The sequence below is a fragment of the Marinicella gelatinilytica genome (genome assembly GCF_026410405.1).
Classification (GTDB): domain Bacteria; phylum Pseudomonadota; class Gammaproteobacteria; order Xanthomonadales; family Marinicellaceae; genus Marinicella; species Marinicella gelatinilytica.
In genome coordinates this window covers 36,598-55,749 of the sequence record NZ_JAPMLN010000008.1, presented here as the reverse complement: position 1 = coordinate 55,749, position 19,152 = coordinate 36,598, and the positions used below count along the sequence as shown (strand labels likewise).

Sequence of the window (19,152 nt, the reverse complement as noted above, 5' to 3'; positions counted from 1 at the left end):
GGCTATGAGGCACCTCCTTGACCGAATAAAGCCAACGCACTTAAACAATCATGATAATGACGTTCACCATGACTCATCGCACTGGTGAAGTTGGGCAGTTTTAACTGATAATTAGTGTGTTGCTTTTCGGCGGCCACAACCCAGGCCGTTAACCGTGACAAACGAGCCTCAACATCAACTTGTGCCAGTTGTTGAAAATCAAACAAAAGCTCTTTACCTTGCTTTAAATGATATTTTTTAACAAATATACCCTGGCCTTGAGCGGATTTTTTCCATGCAATATCTCGAATCGGATCACCGCTTTGATATTGTTTTAAATCATCCATTTCATCACCCTGAATCACGGTTGAATCGGGACCGTCTATACCACCATGAATTGGAAATGGCGGGCACGGTTGCTCCGGTCGTGGATAAATCAACACCTGCGCTTGCGGTTGGCAATACGCCCATACAGTCACCAATCCCAAAGGGTAGCGCGTTAATAATTTTAAACGAGGTATTGATTGATAACCACGGTGTCTTGATTGCCCCTCTAATTGCCATTGCCCGGTCTGGGCAGTGATGTTGGTGATATCAGTGGAGTCTTCCATATCTACTTGAATCTGATAACGGTCGCTGGCAGCGGCTAATTGCAGCCGTATTTGATAACACTCACCCAAAAACACAGATTTAGCATGCACTTGTTCAACCACCACTGACTTGAGGTTAAAAAATGTTTTATACAAAATTACCTGCGCCATACCAAACAATAAAAACACCAGCATTAAACTCATGTTGTTATTAAAGTTTAAGCCGGCCAACATCATGGTAGAACCTATTAAAAAGAAGAACATACCCGGTTTAGACGGCAACACATAAAGCCGGCGCCAATGCAATGTCACCGGTAAAACCTCAGGCCCCCGGCGGTTGATAAAGTACTGTTTTATACGGTCAAACAAGATTGGCACTGTCCAACATGTCTTCAATATACTCATCAGCTAAACGGCCGTCATCCGTTAATAACCGATGGCGACAAACCGGATAAAACCCTTTGGTCACATCATCCGGTGTGATGAAATCCCGACCATCCATAAAAGCCAAGCTCTGTGCCATTCGGAACAAGCCCAAACCTGCCCGTGGCGATAAACCCTGTTGAATATGAGGATGTTTACGGCTTTGAGTAACCAACCACTGCAAATAGTCCAACACCTCGTCTGCGGCATGTACTTCTGTCACCGCTTGCTGCCATATTAATAATTGCTCAGCATTACTAAGTGCCGGTAAGGATTGCTTCATTGATTTTAAATAAGCGGCAGAATATATCTGCCGCTCACTGGCTTCATTGGGGTAACCTAAACTTAAACTGATTAAAAATCGATCCAATTGTGAATGCGGCAAAGCATAGGTTCCGGAATCATCAATCGGGTTTTGAGTGGCCATCACAAAAAATACGTCTTCCATGGGATAGGTTTTACCATCCATACTGACCTGACTTTCCGCCATTGCTTCCAACAAAGCACTCTGGGTTTTCGGTGTGGCTCGATTAAGTTCATCGGCCAATAAAAACTGTGTAAAAATCGGGCCTTTGTGATAACTGAATTGTTGTGTTTCAGTATTGTAAATACTGACCCCCAAAACATCACTGGGCATCATGTCAGAAGTCAGTTGAATGCGGTTATAGTCTAAACCAAATACCTGCGCTATGGACGCCGCTAAAGTGGTTTTACCCAATCCCGGACGATCTTCCAATAACACATGGCCGCCGGCCAATAGCGCAGCAATGACCTGTCTAATGGCTGTTTCTTTATCTAATATCCGTTCTCCAACGCAATCGACAATATCGCTAATTTGTTGTTTATGACGGCTTGTTTTCATCGACGCTTGTTGGTTTTTTTTCATGTACTTTCCTTAAATATTCAAGTGGATATTTTTCGACAGTTTATCTAAACCATCGTGAGAATCATGTCATTGTAGGTGTTTTTTCTTGTTCCGGTTTTTAGCATATTAAATCATTTTAGGTACATTTAGTTCATACCCTAAAATAATGGTCTTAAACCGGTCTCAACAACAATTGGCTCTTCACCAACTTTAATAACACTTAATAAGCCATCAAGGTGTTAAAGTTTCGACACGAATTAAATTGGTGGTTCCTGATTGACCAAAAGGCACCCCGGCTGTAATAACATAGGTGTTACCTAATTGGGCCATGTTTGATTCATTAATAACGGTGTTGGCCACTTTTACCATGGAATCTGCACTTTTTGCTTGATCATTGAGAACCGGATAAATACCCCATGACAGGGTTAACTGACGACAGGATTTTAAATGTGGCGATACGGCAATCACCGGAGTAACCATGCGATTTCTGGCCACCCTGAGTGCGGTGGCGCCTGAACTTGAAAAGCAACACATCACTTGGGCTTTTAAAATGGTGGCCACTTGACAGGCTGCTGAAGACACCGCATCAGGCGTGTTCTTTTGTACCGCCACTTTTTGTTGCTCAATATGACTTCGATAACTGTCATCTTGTTCTACCGTTTCAGCAATACGCGCCATGGTTTTGACCGCTTCTATCGGATACGCACCAGCGGCTGTTTCTGCCGAAAGCATCACCGCATCGGTACCGTCAAAAATGGCATTCGCCACATCATTGGCCTCTGCTCTGGTTGGGGTGGCATCTTCGATCATGCTTTCCAACATCTGCGTGGCAGTGACCACCGGCTTACCCTGCTCCCTGGCTTGGCGAATGAGTTTTTTCTGCAACAAAGGCACTTGCTCTGTGGACAGTTCAACACCTAAATCTCCGCGCGCCACCATAATTCCATCTGCTTGTTCTAAAATGGCCGTAAAGTTGTTTACCCCGCCGGGCTTTTCAATTTTAGCCATTAATTTAGCTGTTGATTGATGTTCATCCAGATACTGCCGAGCCAATATCAAATCATCGGCCGATCGCACAAAGCTCAGCGCCACCCAGTCCACATCTAACTCAGCACCTAAAGCTAAATCAGCGCGATCTTTTTCAGTCACAGCCGCAATCGATAAATCTGCTGATGGCACATTAATACCTTTGTGGTTACTTAAGACACCACCTAAAATAACTTCACAAACCAGAGCTGTGTCAACAATTTCTGCCACCCGTAAACTCAGCTTACCATCATCCAATAATAACGCATCACCAACAGTCACATCTTGATACAACTGCTCATAACTGATACCAATCCCGGCGTCATCACCGACTGTGTTCTTATCTGCGTAAAGTTTGAAGATTTGTCCAGGCACAAGGTGCACTGAACCTTCTTTAAAACGCCCAACTCGAATTTTTGGACCCTGCAAGTCTTGCAAAATCCCTACATGAACGTGCAACTCATCACTGATCTGTCGAATATCAGCCACTGCTTGACGATGATCTTCATGGCTGCCATGAGAAAAATTAAGACGAAATACATTAACCCCGGATTGAATAAGCTTTTTTATTTGCTCAGGTTTTCGACTGGCAGGTCCTAAGGTGGCGACGATTTTTGTTTTGCGATACATACTGTAGAAATTAGAGTCATGAGAACTGATATGATAGTCGTTTTTGATAAAGATTTCATGTCAGTGATGTATTTTAATGTGCTTAAAATACGACACCATCCTTGTTATAATAACCATACTTTTATCTCACACTTCTATTTATGGCTTTAGTTAAATGTCCTGTTTGTCGCACCAAAATGTCATCCTTGGCACCGGTCTGTCCAAAATGTGGCTTCAGCCATGACAGTGATGCCAAAATCGACCCTGAACAGGCCGAGTTGTACCGAAAAAGACGTTATGCTGAACGCAGCTATCAATTAACAATGCTGTCTTATGTCGCTATGGCCATTGCCATGATTGGCGCGGTACCTATGCTTTGGGATTATATTCAGGGCTTAGAGCAAGGAAAAAACGTGGTATTACTTGAACATTGGGGCAGTTATTTAGTGGCGGCAGGTTTTGTATTTTATATGGTAATTAGGGTTGTCATGATTCAGACCCGTAAAAACCATCGTTCAAAATAATCTACAGAAACCTGTTGCAATCAATGACCAGCCAAACCCAACAGCGGATGGTTGCGCGCGTAGTCTTCAACAGCTTCTAACAATGCCATTTTATCCGCATTATCTAAGCCTTCTTTTAAAGTTGCCATATGCGTAAACCAGCGGTGCCAATTATCACCGTGATGTTGCTGTAACCGTTGATAACATTCCTGAAGCCATTGTTGACGTTGTTTCTTATCTAAACTTTCCGGAAAGTTTCGACCACGGTAACGGCGCACCAACTCAGGACCACGTGCATCATTAAAAACAGTCATTTTATCGGTAGCCCAAGGTATGTCTTCTGCCTTCAGGTCACGAATTTGATTAAAGTACGCCCGCTCATCATAACTAAAAAAACCCTGATAAATATGACTATCCACATCGTCACTCTGAAGTTCGAATGGCTTTGAGAAAACTGCCTGTACTTTTTTTATCAGCGCTTGTTGATTGTCTTTGGCATACTCTTTTATATGGCTTAAATGCCGTGCGCACGACGCCTCATCTAAACCCAATCGCGCTTTATCAGTGTGCTTTAAAATACTCACCGGTGCCACAAAAGGAATTTTATTGATGTGGATGGTTTTTAAGTGAATACGCTGATGACCTTCAGCCAGTTGATGTTGCGGGGTGTAAAGACGTTCACCAATCTCTTCAGCAGTTAAATGAAGTAAATCATCCGGTGAATAATTCAAATCATAACAAATCACACCATTTTTATTGCGTGGATCAATCGCCAAAGGCACATACAAACTGACACAGCCTCGCTCAGCCGGAATCATGCCCGAAACATGAACCACCGGTTGTAACAAGTCCCAATTAAGCAAACCCTTCACATACTGCTTATCACGCATTTTTAAACCAAACTCGAATAAGCGGGGTTGTTTTTGTTTAATTAAAGCCGCCATTTGGATGGTCGCCTCGACATCCGATAACGCATCGTGCGCCGCTCGATGCGACAGACCATTTGCCTGGCTTAAATCTTCCAGCCTAAAACTTGGCTGACCATCTTCCCGTAATGGCCAATGAATGCCTTGGGGGCGGAGTGCATACGTGGCCCTCACTAAATCAATTAAATCCCAACGACTATTGCCATGGCTGTATTCTCGGGCATAAGGATCCATCAAATTACGATAAAATAGCGTGCGGACACACTCATCATCAAAACGCACCGAGTTATACCCGACAACACAGGTTTTGGGCTTCGAAAATATTTCATTGATACGATTGGCAAAGGCATGTTCGGGCAAACCTTTTTGCTGACATAATTGTGGGGTAATACCGGTTACCAGAACACTCTCACCGGTGGGCAAATAATCAAAGGTCGGCTGACAATAAAACATATCAGGCTCACCAATCATGTTCAACTCTGCGTCAGTCCGAATACCGGCAAACTGTGCTATGCGGTCATATTTGGTGTCAATCCCAAAGGTTTCCAAATCATACCAATAAAAACTGCCATCACATTTCACATTACACTCCTGAGAACCACGTCACAAAACCACACAAAACCATTGCCAAATAAAAACAACTTCACTAATATAGTTATGATTTTAATCTAACTAAAAAAGGGGAACCATGAAAAAACTAACTTTATTTTTACTCGTCACTTCTTTCAGTATTTCGGCGGCACCGGTGCGCTTCGACTTTGTGTTTGATGATCCTAATAGCACAGCACGTACTGTCGGCTATATTGTTTTTGAAGAATCATTATTATCAAACCCTGTTGATGAAATTATAAGTCTTCCGAGTCCAAAAGTACTTGATTTACAACTAACGGTTACTGGCTCCATTTATAGTGACGGCACTTATGATTTAAATGATTATGCCTCAGTAGACTTCTATAGTAATGGCGGTGTTCTTGATTTCAGCCAGCCACTGATTGGCCAGCCTACAGCCGATGCGCCTTGGGGCACCACATTCGATGGGGATTCAGGGGAATTTAACTTATTTACGCATGACATCGGTGGTCAAAACATATCGTCTGCTCGGCATGATAACAACCGGGGTAATGGTTCACCGCCTATATCCGACGCACCAACCAGTTGTTTTTGGTTTACACTCTGTGAAAGCTTTACAAATATGCCAACAGGTAATGCACTTAAAGGTATCGGTGGTCCATCACCCATGGAGCTACAATCCATGCAACCCAATCGTGGCACGCCGACTGCCCGACCGGTACCTAGTCTCAGCACATGGTCTGTGTTAACTTTAGCCACCATCTTTTTAGTGATGGCCGGTTTATTCCGTCGTCGCTTGAACTAAGAATCTTTTATGACCATTAAAACGCCGTTGATTTATTAAATAAACGGCGTTTTTTATGCCCGTCTGGTTTGTCGACCCCAATAAAACAAGCCGGTGACCACAATGACACCGGCAAAAATCATTAAGCCACTCATCAAATAGTGAGGCGTTGCATGTTGCCAGGGCCAAACATTGACCCCACTCACTGTTTTCCATGGCCAAACTTTAAACAAGGTTCCCAGCATTAAACCTGACAAAAAATAAATCATGGCGACATGATAATGTTTTAACAACCACTTTAAAACACGTGAAAATAACAACAAACCCAGTAAAGCACCGATAGCAAATACAATTAAAGTTAACCATTCACGTTGATCCGCAGCATGCAATAATACGGCATACTGACCTAACAGCACCAATATCAAGGATCCTGAAATCCCCGGTAAAATCATTGCACAAATGGCAATCATACCGGCTAAAAATATACCCAAATGGCCATCAGGTAGTGTCAATAAAGACTGTGTGGATAACACATATCCGACGACAATACCAAACAACAAACCTAACCAGTGTAACCACGACTTAGCATGCTCGGCGGCCACCAAAAGCACCGCAGCCGCCACAATTAAACCCAAGAAAAACGACCAGGTTAAAACCGGTTGTGTTACCAATAACTGACTTAACAAACCAGCGAACAGAAATATTGCCGATATTATGCCGACCAATAAAGCCAACAAAAACCAGCCATCCACATGTCGCCAGGCTTGTTTAATTTTTAGCTTAAACAGATAACCAAAAAAATCCCCATCGACACGTGCTATGGCACTAACCAGCCGCTCATAAACACCGGTAACCAAGGCCAAAGTGCCACCTGACACGCCCGGCACCACATCTGCCATCCCCATTAACATGCCTTTTAAATATACCCACAAATAAGTCATCTTTATCTCATTTTTGTTATTGTCTTTTTAAATTATGAGGGATATAACGTTCAATCGCCGTCATAAGTTGCAATTGATCAATTAAGTCATTCACATAATCCAGTTTATCAGTCTCTATGGTCAACACCTCACTCATGTCATAGCCGTCAATCCATTCTTGATAGAGACCTGACAACCGCTTTAAATATGCCAACGGCATGTGTTGTTCCATTTTGCGTCCACGTAACTTAATGCGCTTACGGGCGGTGCGAATCGAACAACTCAAATAAATCATTAAATCCGGTGGCTGAATGGTCTTCTTGATTGTTTCATACAATCCCATAAAGGTTTGCCAATCACGCTTATTTATTTTTCGCATCCGATGTAAAGCAGTGGCAAAAATTTCCACATCCTCAAATAACGTCCGATCTTGTAACACCACGCCCGAACATTGTTCTAACTGTTGCTGCATGGCAAACTTACTGCTTAAAAAATACAATTGCGAATGAAAAGCCCAACGTTTCATATCACGGTAAAAATCCACCAGATAAGGGTTGTCATCATTGGGTTCATAAAATGGTGTTATGTCATAACTTCTTTGCAAAAATTCCACCAAAGAAGTCTTACCGGCACCAATGTTACCGGCAATGGCAATAATGATTGGACGACTCAACGCTAAACCCGCTTATTCATACAAATTGTTAAACTCGATACCCGTCCAACTCGTAAAGGCCTGTTGTTGGCGTCGACTGGGTTTAGCCAAAGGCTCAATCGAAAATTCAGGATTTGGTTTAGCAATCGGGTATATACGTGTGGTTTGTATTTGATCGCCTCTAAAATAAGTCAGTTCATGGCTTTCATCAAGACCCAACATCTTTAAGCGCGCAGCCCAATCATTTATGCGCACACGATGGCCATCAACAGCCAATATCACATCACCACCGGTGACACCAGCCTGCCAGGCAGGACCATTTCTGTGAACCGCTTTAACCGCCACCCCGGCACTGTCGTCAGTGGTTTCCAAACCAAGCCACACGGTTTGTTCGCTGTCCTTATCAAACACCCTCTGCAACCCGTAGTAAGCCAATATCTCATCAAAATCAAGGGCTTTTGTACCATCAACAAAATCTTGCCAAAATTCAGTCATCGCAGAACCGGTTAAATCTTTTAATATAGCCTGCACATCAGATTCATCATAACCGATATCAGTATTGACATGCGCACCATATAACCGTCTTTGCACATCGTCATAACTGTACTTATCTGCTGTTTTTTCTCGAATGGCCTGATCCAAAGCCCAGGATTTTAACGCCCCTTCCAGATAAATGCTCACCCGATTATTTAAGGTAAAATGCGGATCATTATTCAACCATGTATCAAAACTACTCATCGCCACGGAATTCACTTCACGGCCCGGCTTTCCAAGATGACCATGAATATCACCTGCAAGCTTTTTTAAATATTCTTTGGGCTTGTAAATACCCGCTCGCAGCAAAAATAAATCATCATAATAACTGGTGCTACCCTCCACCATCCAAAACAATTTTGAGTAATTCTCATCACTGTAATCATAAGGCGCAATACCTGAAGGCCGATAAGACTTAACATTCCAGGTGTGAATAAACTCATGGGCCGTGGTAGCCAGAATTTTCAAATAATCAGAACGTGGATCAAACTGAAAACGATGACTCTGAATAACAGTGGAATTAACATGTTCGGTGGCACCGCGAATACCCTCAGCTACATGATAAATAAACACATATCGCTGAAACGGAAAGTCACCCCATAAATCAGCCGCCACCTGATCTATTTTCTCGATATTTTGCTTTAAATCACTGATATCATGGTTTCCTTCGCCCCAGATAATAATCTCATATTGACGGTTATTAACCGCAAAAGCCAAAAATTCATGAACCCCCGATTCAATTGGTGAATCCACCAATTGGTCATAATTATCAGCCACAAACACATGATTCGAAGGTGAAGACATTCCTGAGCGCGAACGCCAATGTGCCGGCACCTCTAAAGTAACTGTTAAGGGTGATTGCCGTAAATCGGGCGCAAACATAAATACCCCGCTGGCATCTAAAAAAGCGTGGGTTTCATCGATATGTGCCACCCGATACGACAGCATATTGGCATAAACCACATAACTCACAGTGACAACACCTAAGCCCGGGTTATTAATGACCCAAGTATTTTTATTAGATTTTGACCAGGTCAAATCATGACCCGATTCATCTTTGGCCGAAAAATCAGTGATGTTTTTACTCAGGTTTAAAACCTCATAACGACCGGATCGCCACACCGGCAGTTTCACTGTCACTTGCTGCGCCTCAGTGGCCGGTAAAACCATCTCCACACGACCTAAATGCTGTGCCGCATTGGTCACTGAAAAATTATATTTAACGGTATCATCAGCCATCACAGCACCCATCCACATTAAAAAGATTAAACAACGAAACATCATGTCTTATTACCTGAAAAATTTTGTCACAAATTCTACACGGATTATAAAATTTATAAAGCATAACCACCGATAAAGCACGTCTCAACCCCTAAAGCACTTGAATTTTAATGTTTCAGCGCAATATTTATTGACATAGGCCGCCATAAAACTAAACTACCCCAACAAATTTGATCCACTTAGAAAAAACCCATGAAATACCTGATTATACTGACCGCTTTAATGGTGACCACCATTAGCCACGCGCAAACTGAAACCGACACAAAACGACCGAGCTGGTCACAAGGACTACCGGAGCGTCAATCCACCGTGCAGCCGGGTAACCCAAGCCTCAAAACTGATGACAATCGCTCAGAACCCATTATCACGCCAGATATTTCTGAAGACCGTCCGATGGCACCTGTGATGGATATGAATATTGCCACACAACCTGATTTTGACTTTAAGATTGAGCCTGAAGCACCACAAACGCCTAATACTGAACCAGTAAGGCGTGCCGGCACATCTCATTTTCAAAAACGTGAAATGGTGAGCAAAGAAATAAACCCACTTCATGCCCAATACCCGTGGGCCATTGTAAAAACAACCCCCTTAGATATCCCATCGCGTTACGCCACCAAAGACACCCTTAAAGTCCGTATCTACATCAACCCCGAAGGCGAGGTGGTTCGAGTCGCCGCCGGCGCCCCCGATGTTCCGGCACTTATGCTAAAACAAGCCCAACAAAGCATCCAAAACTGGCGCTTTGAACCGCCCAAAAACCTCGGCATCACCGACACCCTGTCAAAAACATTTACCATTGAAATCAAAGCCAGCTAAAAGCACACTTGAAACAATATTGTGTTCAGCCACTTTTTAAATTATTTTGAAGGGTAACGCTGACTAATCTACTCAGCGTTACCATTATGTTAATTTGGACGGATAAAAAGATGGCAGTAGCATGTATTCAATAAATTTACTTTGAAAGCACCCTATCGTTTTATGGTGTGTTCACAGAGCATTTAGCATAGCAATAAGCAAAGTACGATTTTTAAGCAGTGACCAACCGTAGTGACTTTTAGCCAATAAAGGCTTTCGGCGTTTGTGCCATACGCATAGATTCAATTGACAAAACCGGACGCGTTATAAGAGACAATCAAAACCAATAAACGGTCGACTGGAATACACCTCAATCCAACTTTACAATAGCCTAAAATCAAAACTTATTCTCTATATTATTCACGTTCGTGAAGCCATCCCGCTCGGCCTAAAACAGAAAAAACCATAAAATTACAAAAACCGATCAAAATAAGAATTTTTCTAAAACCTGACGATGATTCCACAAAATTATCTCAAAATACACAAAAAAATAGACTGAAAACTAATCAAACAATCCAAAACAATTATCTAATGAGATGCCTGTCTATGATTACGTCTTTTTCTTTAGCGTAGTTACCAAATAATCTCTTTAATCACCCCTTTCCACTCAGTTTAATGCCTTCAATTGTGAGTCCAATTGAAAAATAGATAAATGAACTGACAAGTAAAATACTATGGATTGTCATAATAATATTATTAATCTTATTTATAAGTAAAAGGGGTCAGTACCCTTTACCCGTGTTATGTTAATCTTGGTTTACAACGTTCCAAGGCCTGCCTCGTTTTGAATAACCCACTTTAACTTTTAAATTCTTTTCGATTTGTTCAATAAACCGGCTGCTTCCCAAGGGTGTGCCGGTTTGGGCACAATTCCTGATATCTTTTAAAACCTTTTCATCCAAATGTTCATTAAATAAGTTTGTATAACTGCTTAATCTTTGCTTTTTGGTTCTCGCTAAACCTAAGTAGCTGTCATGAGATGTAATTAATCTGTCATGGTTATCCAAGGCATTTTTATGATAGCTTGACCACTTGTAGGCATGAGGTGATTCTACCATGTTGGCTCTGACAGGATTCATTTCAATATATCGCATACAAGCCAAAACATAGAAGTCACTATCAACTAAAGAACTTTTAAAACGTCCTTCCCATAAGGTGCCAGATCGCTCATATTTATAATTGATATAGGGCACATAGAAACGACCGGTCTTTTGCATCATTAAACTGATGCCGTCTGTTGTTTCGGCTGTGGCGAGAATATGAATGTGATTTGTCATCAAAACATAAGCATGAATCTTTACACCACTGCTTTCAGCAGCTTCATACAAGTAATTTTTATACGTTTGATAATCTTCTTCTTCAAAAAACACAGCCTGACGATTATTCCCTCTTTGAATAACATGGTTGGCAATATGTGGGACAAAGAACCTCGGTTTCCTTGGCATAAGATATCTTTCAAATTTGGTATGATAGCATAAATCTCTTTAAAGGGTACTGACCCCTTTATTTCCTGATGACGCCTTTGATACCAAGGATTTTCATCAATCTGGCAACTGTACAACGAGCCACTGTGATACCCTCTCTGAGCAATTGTTTCCAAACCTTACGAACACCATAAACACAGCGATTTTCATGCCAGACCCGACTGATTTGTGCCATCAGGATATCATCTTGTTTACTTCTGGCAGAACGCAACTGAGGGTTTATAATGAGTAGCTTGTGGCGATAATAGGTTGATGGTGCAATCGGCAATACCTCGCAGATTGGCTCGACACCATACAATCCCTTTTCTTGATCAATAAAATCAACCATCACTTGCGTTTGCGGTCGAGCTCCGCCTGGGCGAAAAAAGCCGCCGCCTTACGCAAAATTTCATTGGCACGTTTTAACTCACGGTTCTCACGCTCCAAATCTTTGATTTTCATAGTTTGGGTTGTGGTGGTACCGGGCTTGTCACCCTGATCAATTTCAAGTCGATTAACCCAGCTTCTCAGGGTCTCAGGTGTACAACCAATCTTGACAGCAATGGACTTGATGGTCGACCACCTGGAATTGTGTTCATGTTCGGTTTGCAAAACCAACCGAACGGCTCGCTCTTTCACCTCGGGGGCATATCGGATTTGTGTATTCATAGACTTATTCTCTCAAACTATTGAGTCTCCGACAAACCCGGGGCGGTTCACGTAAATGGTCCGTTGGTATTCGCCTAAAACCTGTTTTAGAATAGCGTGAACCCAACAAGCTTTTCATATTTCTTCGCATTCGTGAAATCATACCGCTCGGCTTAAATTAGGCAAAACACCTAAATCATCATTTCCAAAGCATCCATTAGCTTATCCAAACTTAATCACGCCAAAAGGACTCAATTATCGGTGCTAAATTGCGAAACAATATAGACTAATGAATCGATTGACAACCTTCATTTAATGACTGTCCTTGTTTATTATGAAGCTGTATTTGGCCTGCATGTAACCTCCAATATGAACACCGGCATAGCTGGTTACAGAACCGGCCCGATGATGGCAGCCGTTGATGATTTTGAACTTAAAGTGATTGGCAAACAAACCCATGGCTCAAGACCCTGGAACGGTATTGACCCGATTGTCACCTCGGCACAAATCATTAATTCTGTACAAACCATCGTTTCCCGTCGCACCGACGTCACCAAAGCACCGGCTGTGGTGACCTTTGGAGCCATCAAAGGCGGTATTCGCAATAACATCATTCCTGATGATGTGACCATGGTAGGTACGATTAGAAATTTTGACATGGGTATTCGTGACAACATACATCAACAACTGGGCCATATCGTCAACCATGTGGCACAAGCCAATGAAGCAGACATTGAGTTTAAAATCAACGAAGGTTACCCCGTAACTGTTAATGACCCTGAATTGGGTGAAAAAATGCTGCCTTCTTTGAAAAAGGTTTTTGGTGAGCCATTTGTGGTGGATACGGGTCTGATTACAGGAGCGGAAGATTTTTCATTTTTTGCCAATGAAGTCCCCGGCTTTTACTTTTTTATGGGGGTTACCCCCAAGAGCCAAGATGCAAAAACCGCAGCTTCCAACCACTCCCCACATTTTTATGTGGATGAAACGGCCTTATTAAATGGTGTCAGTGCTTTTGTACAACTGGTTCAGGACTACTGAAGCGGACACTCAGCCCTTTACAGCCGCTAAATACCTTTGGCAAATCTGATGAATTTATGTTACATTTGTTAATTCGTGTATTTTAATTTTCAGGGGAAAATAATGTATAAAAAGGTATTGTTTTTAAGTTCACTGTGGATCAGCAGCTCGGTTCTGGCATTTGATGAAGTAGAAGTCACACCGGCCAATCCACAAGGTTGGGAAGCGGTCAATGTGCGTGATGATGCCATGGTTGAAATCAACAAGGATCAACCACTTTTTGGTGATGGCTCACTGATGTTTTTTACTGATGTGCAAACCTCTGGTCAGGACAAGGCCGATTACCATTTACTGTGGCAACAATCTGATGTCGTTATTGACTATCCACAAAGAACCCTGGGCAATGTATCAGCACTGAACTATGCCTGGTATCGCGACTCAATCTCTACCACCACCGCCCACTTTAGTCCGGTTTTTCGGCTGTATTTTTATGATGACGCTGGTACAGCTGATCTGCTTGACGATACTGCCGGCTTTTTGATTTGGGAAGGTATATACAATAGTTATGCTTCACCGCTTGAAGACAGTTGGTATTTACTGGATCTCTACAATGATAATTTCTGGGTTTATGTGACGCTAAGTCCACAAGGTTCCGGCGCTGTTCAAAACTATAATTCCACGCTTAATGACTGGATCAATAACAACCCACAAGGTCAACCCGAAGACCCACAAGTCAACTTAACTGCAAACACTTACATCACGGGTGTCAATATCGGTGTAGGCTCTGGTTGGGGTAACTCGTTCCTGGGTTATGCAGATACCGTCAGAGTTGCCTTTGGAACCAATGATGACACACTTTTCAACTTTGAAGTCTGTCAAACTTTTGTACCCAACAACAACCCGGATGTACTTTTTGACAATTCATTTGAATGTTTCAAATAATTCATAGCAATGTTCTGAAATAAGCAGCAGATTTAGTTATTGTGTATCACAGCCTTCAACTCCTTTCAGTTCATGTTACTCAAGTGGGGTATCGGCTTTAGCCGACTTGTTTGAGGACATCTGTGATTGTTTTTGATAAAAAAGCCAGGTCATGAATGTGGTTGCTGTGTGATTGATTCTAAGTTTGTCGACTGAAGTCGACACCCCGAAAAGCGCAAAAGGTATGCTATGGGGCATACGCTTCAGATCCGGATAATCGAGGACAGTCACTTCATTATAGTCATTTTCGTACAAGCCATCAGAATATTGCTACAGATTTTTGAGTTATTACGCTGCAAAATGGTGTTTTTAGAATTAAAGGAATTAAAGGGGTCAGTACCCTTTATCTACTTTAATCTAATTGCTGGCTTTACCCGGTCTGCCACGTTTTGAATATCCAACTTTAACTTTTAATTGCGCTTCAATTTGTTCTATAAATTGACTGCTTCCTAATGGCGTTCCGGTTTGGGCACAGTTCCTGATGTCTTTTAAAACCTTTTCATCCAGGTGTTCATTAAATAAGTTAGTATAACTGTTTATCCTTTGTTTTTTGGTTCTCGCTAAACCTAAGTAGCTGTCATGAGGTGTAATTAATCTGTCATGATTATCAAGTGCATTTTTATGGTAGCTTGACCACTTATACGCTTGAGGTGATTCTACCATGTTGGCTCTGACAGGATTCATTTCAATATATCGCATACAAGCCAAAACATAGAAATCACTATCAACTAAAGAACTTTTAAAACGACCTTCCCATAAGGTGCCTGATCGCTCATATTTATAATTGATATAGGGCACATAGAAACGACCGGTCTTTTGCATCATTAAACTGATGCCGTCTGTTGTTTCGGCTGTGGCGAGAATATGAATATGATTGGTCATCAAGACATAAGTATGAATCTTTACACCACTACTTTCAGCAGCTTCATACAAGTAATTTTTATACGTTTGATAATCTTCTTCTTCAAAAAACACAGCCTGACGGTTATTCCCTCTTTGAATAACATGGTTGGCAATATGTGGAACAAAGAACCTCGGTTTCCTTGGCATAAGTAGCCCCTTAAATTTACTATGATAGCATAAATCTCTTTAAAGGGTACTGACCCCTTTATTCGTATTGATTTAGTTGATGAAACCGGGCGTGTTATAAGAGACGATAAAGCTGGTTATATTTCTCACAAATTAGGCTCTGCGTTGACAGAGTTAGAACTCAACCCTGACACATGGATAGTAAGTAAAAGGGGTCAGTACCCTTTACCCGTGTTATGTTAATCTTGGTTTACAACGTTCCAAGGCCTGCCTCGTTTTGAATAACCCACTTTATCTTTTAAATTCTTTTCGATTTGTTCAATAAACCGGCTGCTTCCCAAGGGTGTGCCGGTTTGGGCACAATTCCTGATGTTTTTTAAAACCTTATCATCTAAGTGCTCATTAAATAAATCTTATCAATTAGTATGGACTTTAAGAATAATAAAGTTAATAAAACACAACGAAAGGCAACATATTCAGGTTGTTATTTAAAAATTGGTTATAACTTTACTACATCTACTTTATAGCACTCTGTTTTCGGTTGTGCGTGATATGGTTTATAATCATTTTTTTATTCAAAGAGACATTGTGATGATGCGTTTAATATTAACAGTAAGTATGTTCCTGTTTTTAGCTGCTTGCCAACAAGCGGCGGTTAAAGATTCAACACCTGTTACAGATGATTTCAGAGTCTATGATACTGAAGTCTTCTTTGACACCACCAGTCTATTTGGTTCGTCCCTTAATTCAGACGGTTCAGCGGTGTTGGTCAGTAGTAATGAAACCGGTATTTATAATGCGTTTCGGGTGCCTGTGGACGGCTCACCCAAAACCCAATTAACAAACTCAACAACAGATTCTATATATGCCATTAGCTGGTTTCCACAAGATGACCGTATTTTATACAGTGCCGATGAAGGTGGTAATGAGCTGAATCACCTGTATGTGCGCGAAATGGACGGCACCATTAAAGACTTAACACCGGGCGATGAACTAAAAGCCAATTTCTTGTCATGGCATGATAACGATCAACAGTTCTATGTGGCCAGCAATGAACGTGATCCCAAATTTTTCGATGTGTATTTATATGATACGGATCATTACACCCGCCAGATGGTGTTTAAAAATGAGGGTGGTTATGATGTTTCTGCCATCAGTCCGGATGGTCGCTGGTTAGTGGTCGGCAGAACCAACAGTAATGCCGATTCTGATTTATATTTATATGATTTAGAACATGCCAAACAGGTGGCTCAACATATCACCAAACATGATGGTGATGTTCAATATAGGGCCTATAGTTTCACCCCTGACAGCACGCAATTGATCTACGGCACAAATGCACACGGCGAGTTTAATCAAGCCTGGCGTTATGACCTGAAAAGCCAAAACCACAGACCCTATTACAGCGCTGACTGGGATGTTTCAGGCGTCGGTTTTTCTGACAATGGTCAATACCGGGTGGTGGCTGTTAATGAAGATGCCCTGACAAAATTATACATCACTGACCTGGAAACCGGTCAGCCCTTACAGCTTCCGGGTTTACCCCAAGGCAATCTGAGAGGTGTTAACTTCAATGAAAATGCAGACACCATGGTGTTTTATCTGGCACCGGATACCTCACCGGCGAATTTATATGTGCACCAAGTCAATACCAATCGAGTAACACGCCTCACTCAGACCGGTAATCCCGCCATTGATGAGAACCATCTGGTCAGTGGTGAAGTGCGCCGCTTTGAGAGTTTTGACGGGTTACAAATTCCCGGGATTTTATACAAACCCAAACAGGCAGAACAGCAGAAAGTACCGGCTTTGATTTTTATTCATGGCGGCCCCGGCGGTCAATCACGGATCGGTTATTCACCCCTGATTCAAAATTTAGTGAATCACGGTTATGCCATTTTTATGATTAATAACCGTGGCTCAAGCGGCTACGGTAAAACCTTCTTTCACTTAGATGACCGCAAACATGGCGATCATGATTTAAAGGATGTGGTGTATAACAAATATTATTTACAATCTCTGGATTGGGTTGATGATGATAAAATTGGTGTTATCGGCGGCAGTTACGGTGGTTATCTGACCATGGCTGCCATGGCTTTTACCGATGAATTTAAAGTCGGCATTAATATCTTTGGCGTCACCAATTGGGTACGCACCTTAAAAAGTATTCCACCCTATTGGGAATCATTCCGCAAATCCCTGTACGATGAGCTTGGCGATCCGGCCACCGATGAAGAACGCCTGCACGCCATCTCACCGGTATTTTTTGGTCACCAAGTGAAAAGCCCGGTACTGATTGTGCAGGGTGCCAATGATCCACGGGTTTTGAAAATTGAAAGTGACGACATGGTCGAAGCGATTCGTTCCGGTGGCACCTATGTTGACTACCTGGTGTTCGATGATGAAGGCCACGGCTTCAGTAAAAAGAACAATCAAATCGCCGCGGCTAAAAAATACCTGGCTTTTTTGGATGAATACTTAAAATAAATTCTATCTTAAAGACAAAAAAGCCGAAGACTGTTCTTCGGCTTTTTTATCGGCCGGTATTAGAGCTATTTTATTCCGCTAACAACAACCAGGCTAATTCTTCTGCCTTCACCCCTCTCAGGCCATCGGGCAGTTCCCGAACAGTCAGTTTTGTGATGCTGTTATATGATTTGTAATAGTGACGAATGGCTTGTTCACTCACTGAAAAAGGCGGTCCTGCCATTTGGCTTTGCTCATAATTAAAAACGATAAGCAATTGCGGTGTGTGCGGACATAAATGAAGTAGATGCCGGCTGTATTGCTGTCTCAAAGCTTCAGGTAAAGCCACCAAGGCAGCACGATCATAGACCGCGTCCACCACACCCAGATCCTGAGCTGTCAGCTTAAAAATATCCCCTTGATAAATACAGATATTGGGCGCTTGATAACAAGTCAGATGCTTATTGATAACTGTTTTATCGGGAATTAAGTTTAACCGCTTAAACAGTTGTTCTACCGCAGACTGATTCAGCTCAATACCCACCACCTGATGATCTTGCGCCAACAGCCAATCTATATCCAGTGTTTTTCCACACAAAGGCAGAAAAATCCGGCTGTCAGTTTTCAACGGTAGCTGATCGAAATAGTTAACCAGTAAATCATTGGGCTTGGGCTCATGAAAGCCTATCTCGTTCTTTGCCCAACGGCGGTGCCAAAAGTCCTGTTCCATTTTCAATTGAAGTTTTGAATACAATACACAATAGCACATAACGACATAATCGCAATGCGTTTTAAACTTCGGTATTTATTAAATCTGTGGTGGAAGTTGGCGCGCCCGGAGAGATTTGAACTCCCGACCAACCGGTTCGAAGCCGGTTACTCTATCCAGCTGAGCTACGGGCGCATTGCTCTTTTGCGTATTATATTTTATTTTTCAAAGTAAAATTAACACTTTTAAGTCTCATCTACAAACAAGTCGTCGTTCCGACGAGCCCGGAGAGATTACTCAGTGCATCCATGCACTT

Annotated in this window: 16 protein-coding genes, 1 tRNA gene, 1 pseudogene and 1 other annotated feature; of the genes and pseudogenes, 6 read left to right on the top strand and 12 right to left on the bottom strand. The window is 42.1% G+C overall.

Annotation, left to right across the window (positions count from 1 at the left end; genetic code table 11):
• Positions 1–2: 2 nt before the first annotated feature.
• The 3 genes from OS173_RS06775 to pyk all read right to left on the bottom strand — a co-directional run bounded on the left by OS173_RS06775 (position 3) and on the right by pyk (position 3,513).
• Positions 3–938: a DUF58 domain-containing protein gene (locus OS173_RS06775; RefSeq protein WP_267183517.1), complete on the bottom strand. Its 936-nt coding sequence runs from the start codon at positions 936–938 to the stop codon at positions 3–5.
• On the bottom strand, positions 931–1,878 hold the full coding sequence (locus OS173_RS06770) for an AAA family ATPase (protein ID WP_267183516.1): 948 nt from the start codon (positions 1,876–1,878) through the stop codon (positions 931–933). The genes OS173_RS06775 and OS173_RS06770 overlap by 8 nt, the downstream gene beginning before the upstream one ends.
• A 210-nt stretch (positions 1,879–2,088) precedes the next feature.
• Positions 2,089–3,513, bottom strand: a complete 1,425-nt coding sequence (gene pyk, locus OS173_RS06765) for a pyruvate kinase (protein ID WP_267183515.1) — start codon at positions 3,511–3,513, stop codon at positions 2,089–2,091.
• A 140-nt stretch (positions 3,514–3,653) separates the two neighbouring features.
• Between pyk and OS173_RS06760 the strand changes: the two genes are divergently transcribed.
• Positions 3,654–4,016 carry a hypothetical protein gene (locus OS173_RS06760; RefSeq protein WP_267183514.1) on the top strand — a complete coding sequence of 121 codons (363 nt, stop codon included), beginning with the start codon at positions 3,654–3,656 and terminating at the stop codon, positions 4,014–4,016.
• Positions 4,017–4,036: 20 nt separating this feature from the next.
• Here OS173_RS06760 and sbcB read toward each other — a convergent pair whose 3' ends face one another.
• Positions 4,037–5,503, bottom strand: a complete 1,467-nt coding sequence (gene sbcB, locus OS173_RS06755) for an exodeoxyribonuclease I (RefSeq protein ID WP_267183513.1) — start codon at positions 5,501–5,503, stop codon at positions 4,037–4,039.
• 106 nt (positions 5,504–5,609) lie between these two features.
• On the opposite strand from sbcB, the gene OS173_RS06750 reads away from it, so the two are divergent.
• Entirely contained in the window at positions 5,610–6,296 is a 687-nt protein-coding gene (locus OS173_RS06750; RefSeq protein ID WP_267183512.1) for a hypothetical protein, read from the top strand.
• 53 nt (positions 6,297–6,349) lie between these two features.
• Here the strand turns inward: OS173_RS06750 and OS173_RS06745 are convergent, their stop codons facing one another.
• The 3 genes from OS173_RS06745 to OS173_RS06735 are packed head-to-tail and all read right to left on the bottom strand — an operon-like array spanning position 6,350 to position 9,665.
• Positions 6,350–7,216 carry a DUF368 domain-containing protein gene (locus OS173_RS06745; protein ID WP_267183511.1) on the bottom strand — a complete coding sequence of 289 codons (867 nt, stop codon included), beginning with the start codon at positions 7,214–7,216 and terminating at the stop codon, positions 6,350–6,352.
• Between the two features lie 16 nt (positions 7,217–7,232).
• Positions 7,233–7,868: a deoxynucleoside kinase gene (locus tag OS173_RS06740; protein ID WP_267183510.1), complete on the bottom strand. Its 636-nt coding sequence runs from the start codon at positions 7,866–7,868 to the stop codon at positions 7,233–7,235.
• 12 nt (positions 7,869–7,880) lie between these two features.
• A complete protein-coding gene (locus tag OS173_RS06735) occupies positions 7,881–9,665 on the bottom strand; it encodes a M61 family metallopeptidase (protein WP_267183509.1) in 1,785 nt (594 codons plus the stop codon).
• Between the two features lie 189 nt (positions 9,666–9,854).
• Between OS173_RS06735 and OS173_RS06730 the strand changes: the two genes are divergently transcribed.
• Positions 9,855–10,481: an energy transducer TonB gene (locus tag OS173_RS06730; protein ID WP_267183508.1), complete on the top strand. Its 627-nt coding sequence runs from the start codon at positions 9,855–9,857 to the stop codon at positions 10,479–10,481.
• A 785-nt stretch (positions 10,482–11,266) separates the two neighbouring features.
• On the opposite strand, the gene OS173_RS06725 is transcribed toward OS173_RS06730, so the two are convergent.
• Together OS173_RS06725 and OS173_RS06720 are read right to left on the bottom strand one after the other, a co-directional pair.
• Positions 11,267–11,965: a transposase gene (locus OS173_RS06725; protein ID WP_267183507.1), complete on the bottom strand. Its 699-nt coding sequence runs from the start codon at positions 11,963–11,965 to the stop codon at positions 11,267–11,269.
• Between the two features lie 64 nt (positions 11,966–12,029).
• Positions 12,030–12,652 (bottom strand): annotated as a pseudogene (locus OS173_RS06720) (IS3 family transposase); the annotation flags it as partial.
• Positions 12,258–12,374: a sequence feature (AL1L pseudoknot), on the bottom strand. Its footprint overlaps the pseudogene before it by 117 nt.
• 294 nt (positions 12,653–12,946) lie before the next feature.
• Between OS173_RS06720 and OS173_RS06715 the strand changes: the two are divergent.
• Positions 12,947–13,672: an amidohydrolase gene (locus OS173_RS06715; protein WP_267183506.1), complete on the top strand. Its 726-nt coding sequence runs from the start codon at positions 12,947–12,949 to the stop codon at positions 13,670–13,672.
• A gap of 102 nt (positions 13,673–13,774) precedes the next feature.
• A complete protein-coding gene (locus tag OS173_RS06710; RefSeq protein ID WP_267183505.1) occupies positions 13,775–14,593 on the top strand; it encodes a hypothetical protein in 819 nt (272 codons plus the stop codon).
• Between the two features lie 396 nt (positions 14,594–14,989).
• On the opposite strand, the gene OS173_RS06705 is transcribed toward OS173_RS06710, so the two are convergent.
• Positions 14,990–15,682, bottom strand: coding sequence for a transposase (locus tag OS173_RS06705; RefSeq protein ID WP_267183504.1), 693 nt, complete (start codon positions 15,680–15,682; stop codon positions 14,990–14,992).
• Between the two features lie 570 nt (positions 15,683–16,252).
• On the opposite strand from OS173_RS06705, the gene OS173_RS06700 reads away from it, so the two are divergent.
• Complete coding sequence (locus tag OS173_RS06700) at positions 16,253–18,148, top strand: S9 family peptidase (protein WP_267183503.1); 1,896 nt, start codon at positions 16,253–16,255, stop codon at positions 18,146–18,148.
• 70 nt (positions 18,149–18,218) lie between these two features.
• On the opposite strand, the gene tmpT is transcribed toward OS173_RS06700, so the two are convergent.
• Both tmpT and OS173_RS06690 read right to left on the bottom strand, forming a co-directional pair.
• The gene (gene tmpT, locus OS173_RS06695) at positions 18,219–18,857 is read right to left on the bottom strand and encodes a thiopurine S-methyltransferase (protein ID WP_267183502.1); all 639 of its coding nucleotides are present in this window, start codon (positions 18,855–18,857) and stop codon (positions 18,219–18,221) included.
• 97 nt (positions 18,858–18,954) lie between these two features.
• Positions 18,955–19,031: transfer RNA gene (locus tag OS173_RS06690), tRNA-Arg, on the bottom strand.
• Positions 19,032–19,152 lie beyond the last annotated feature (121 nt).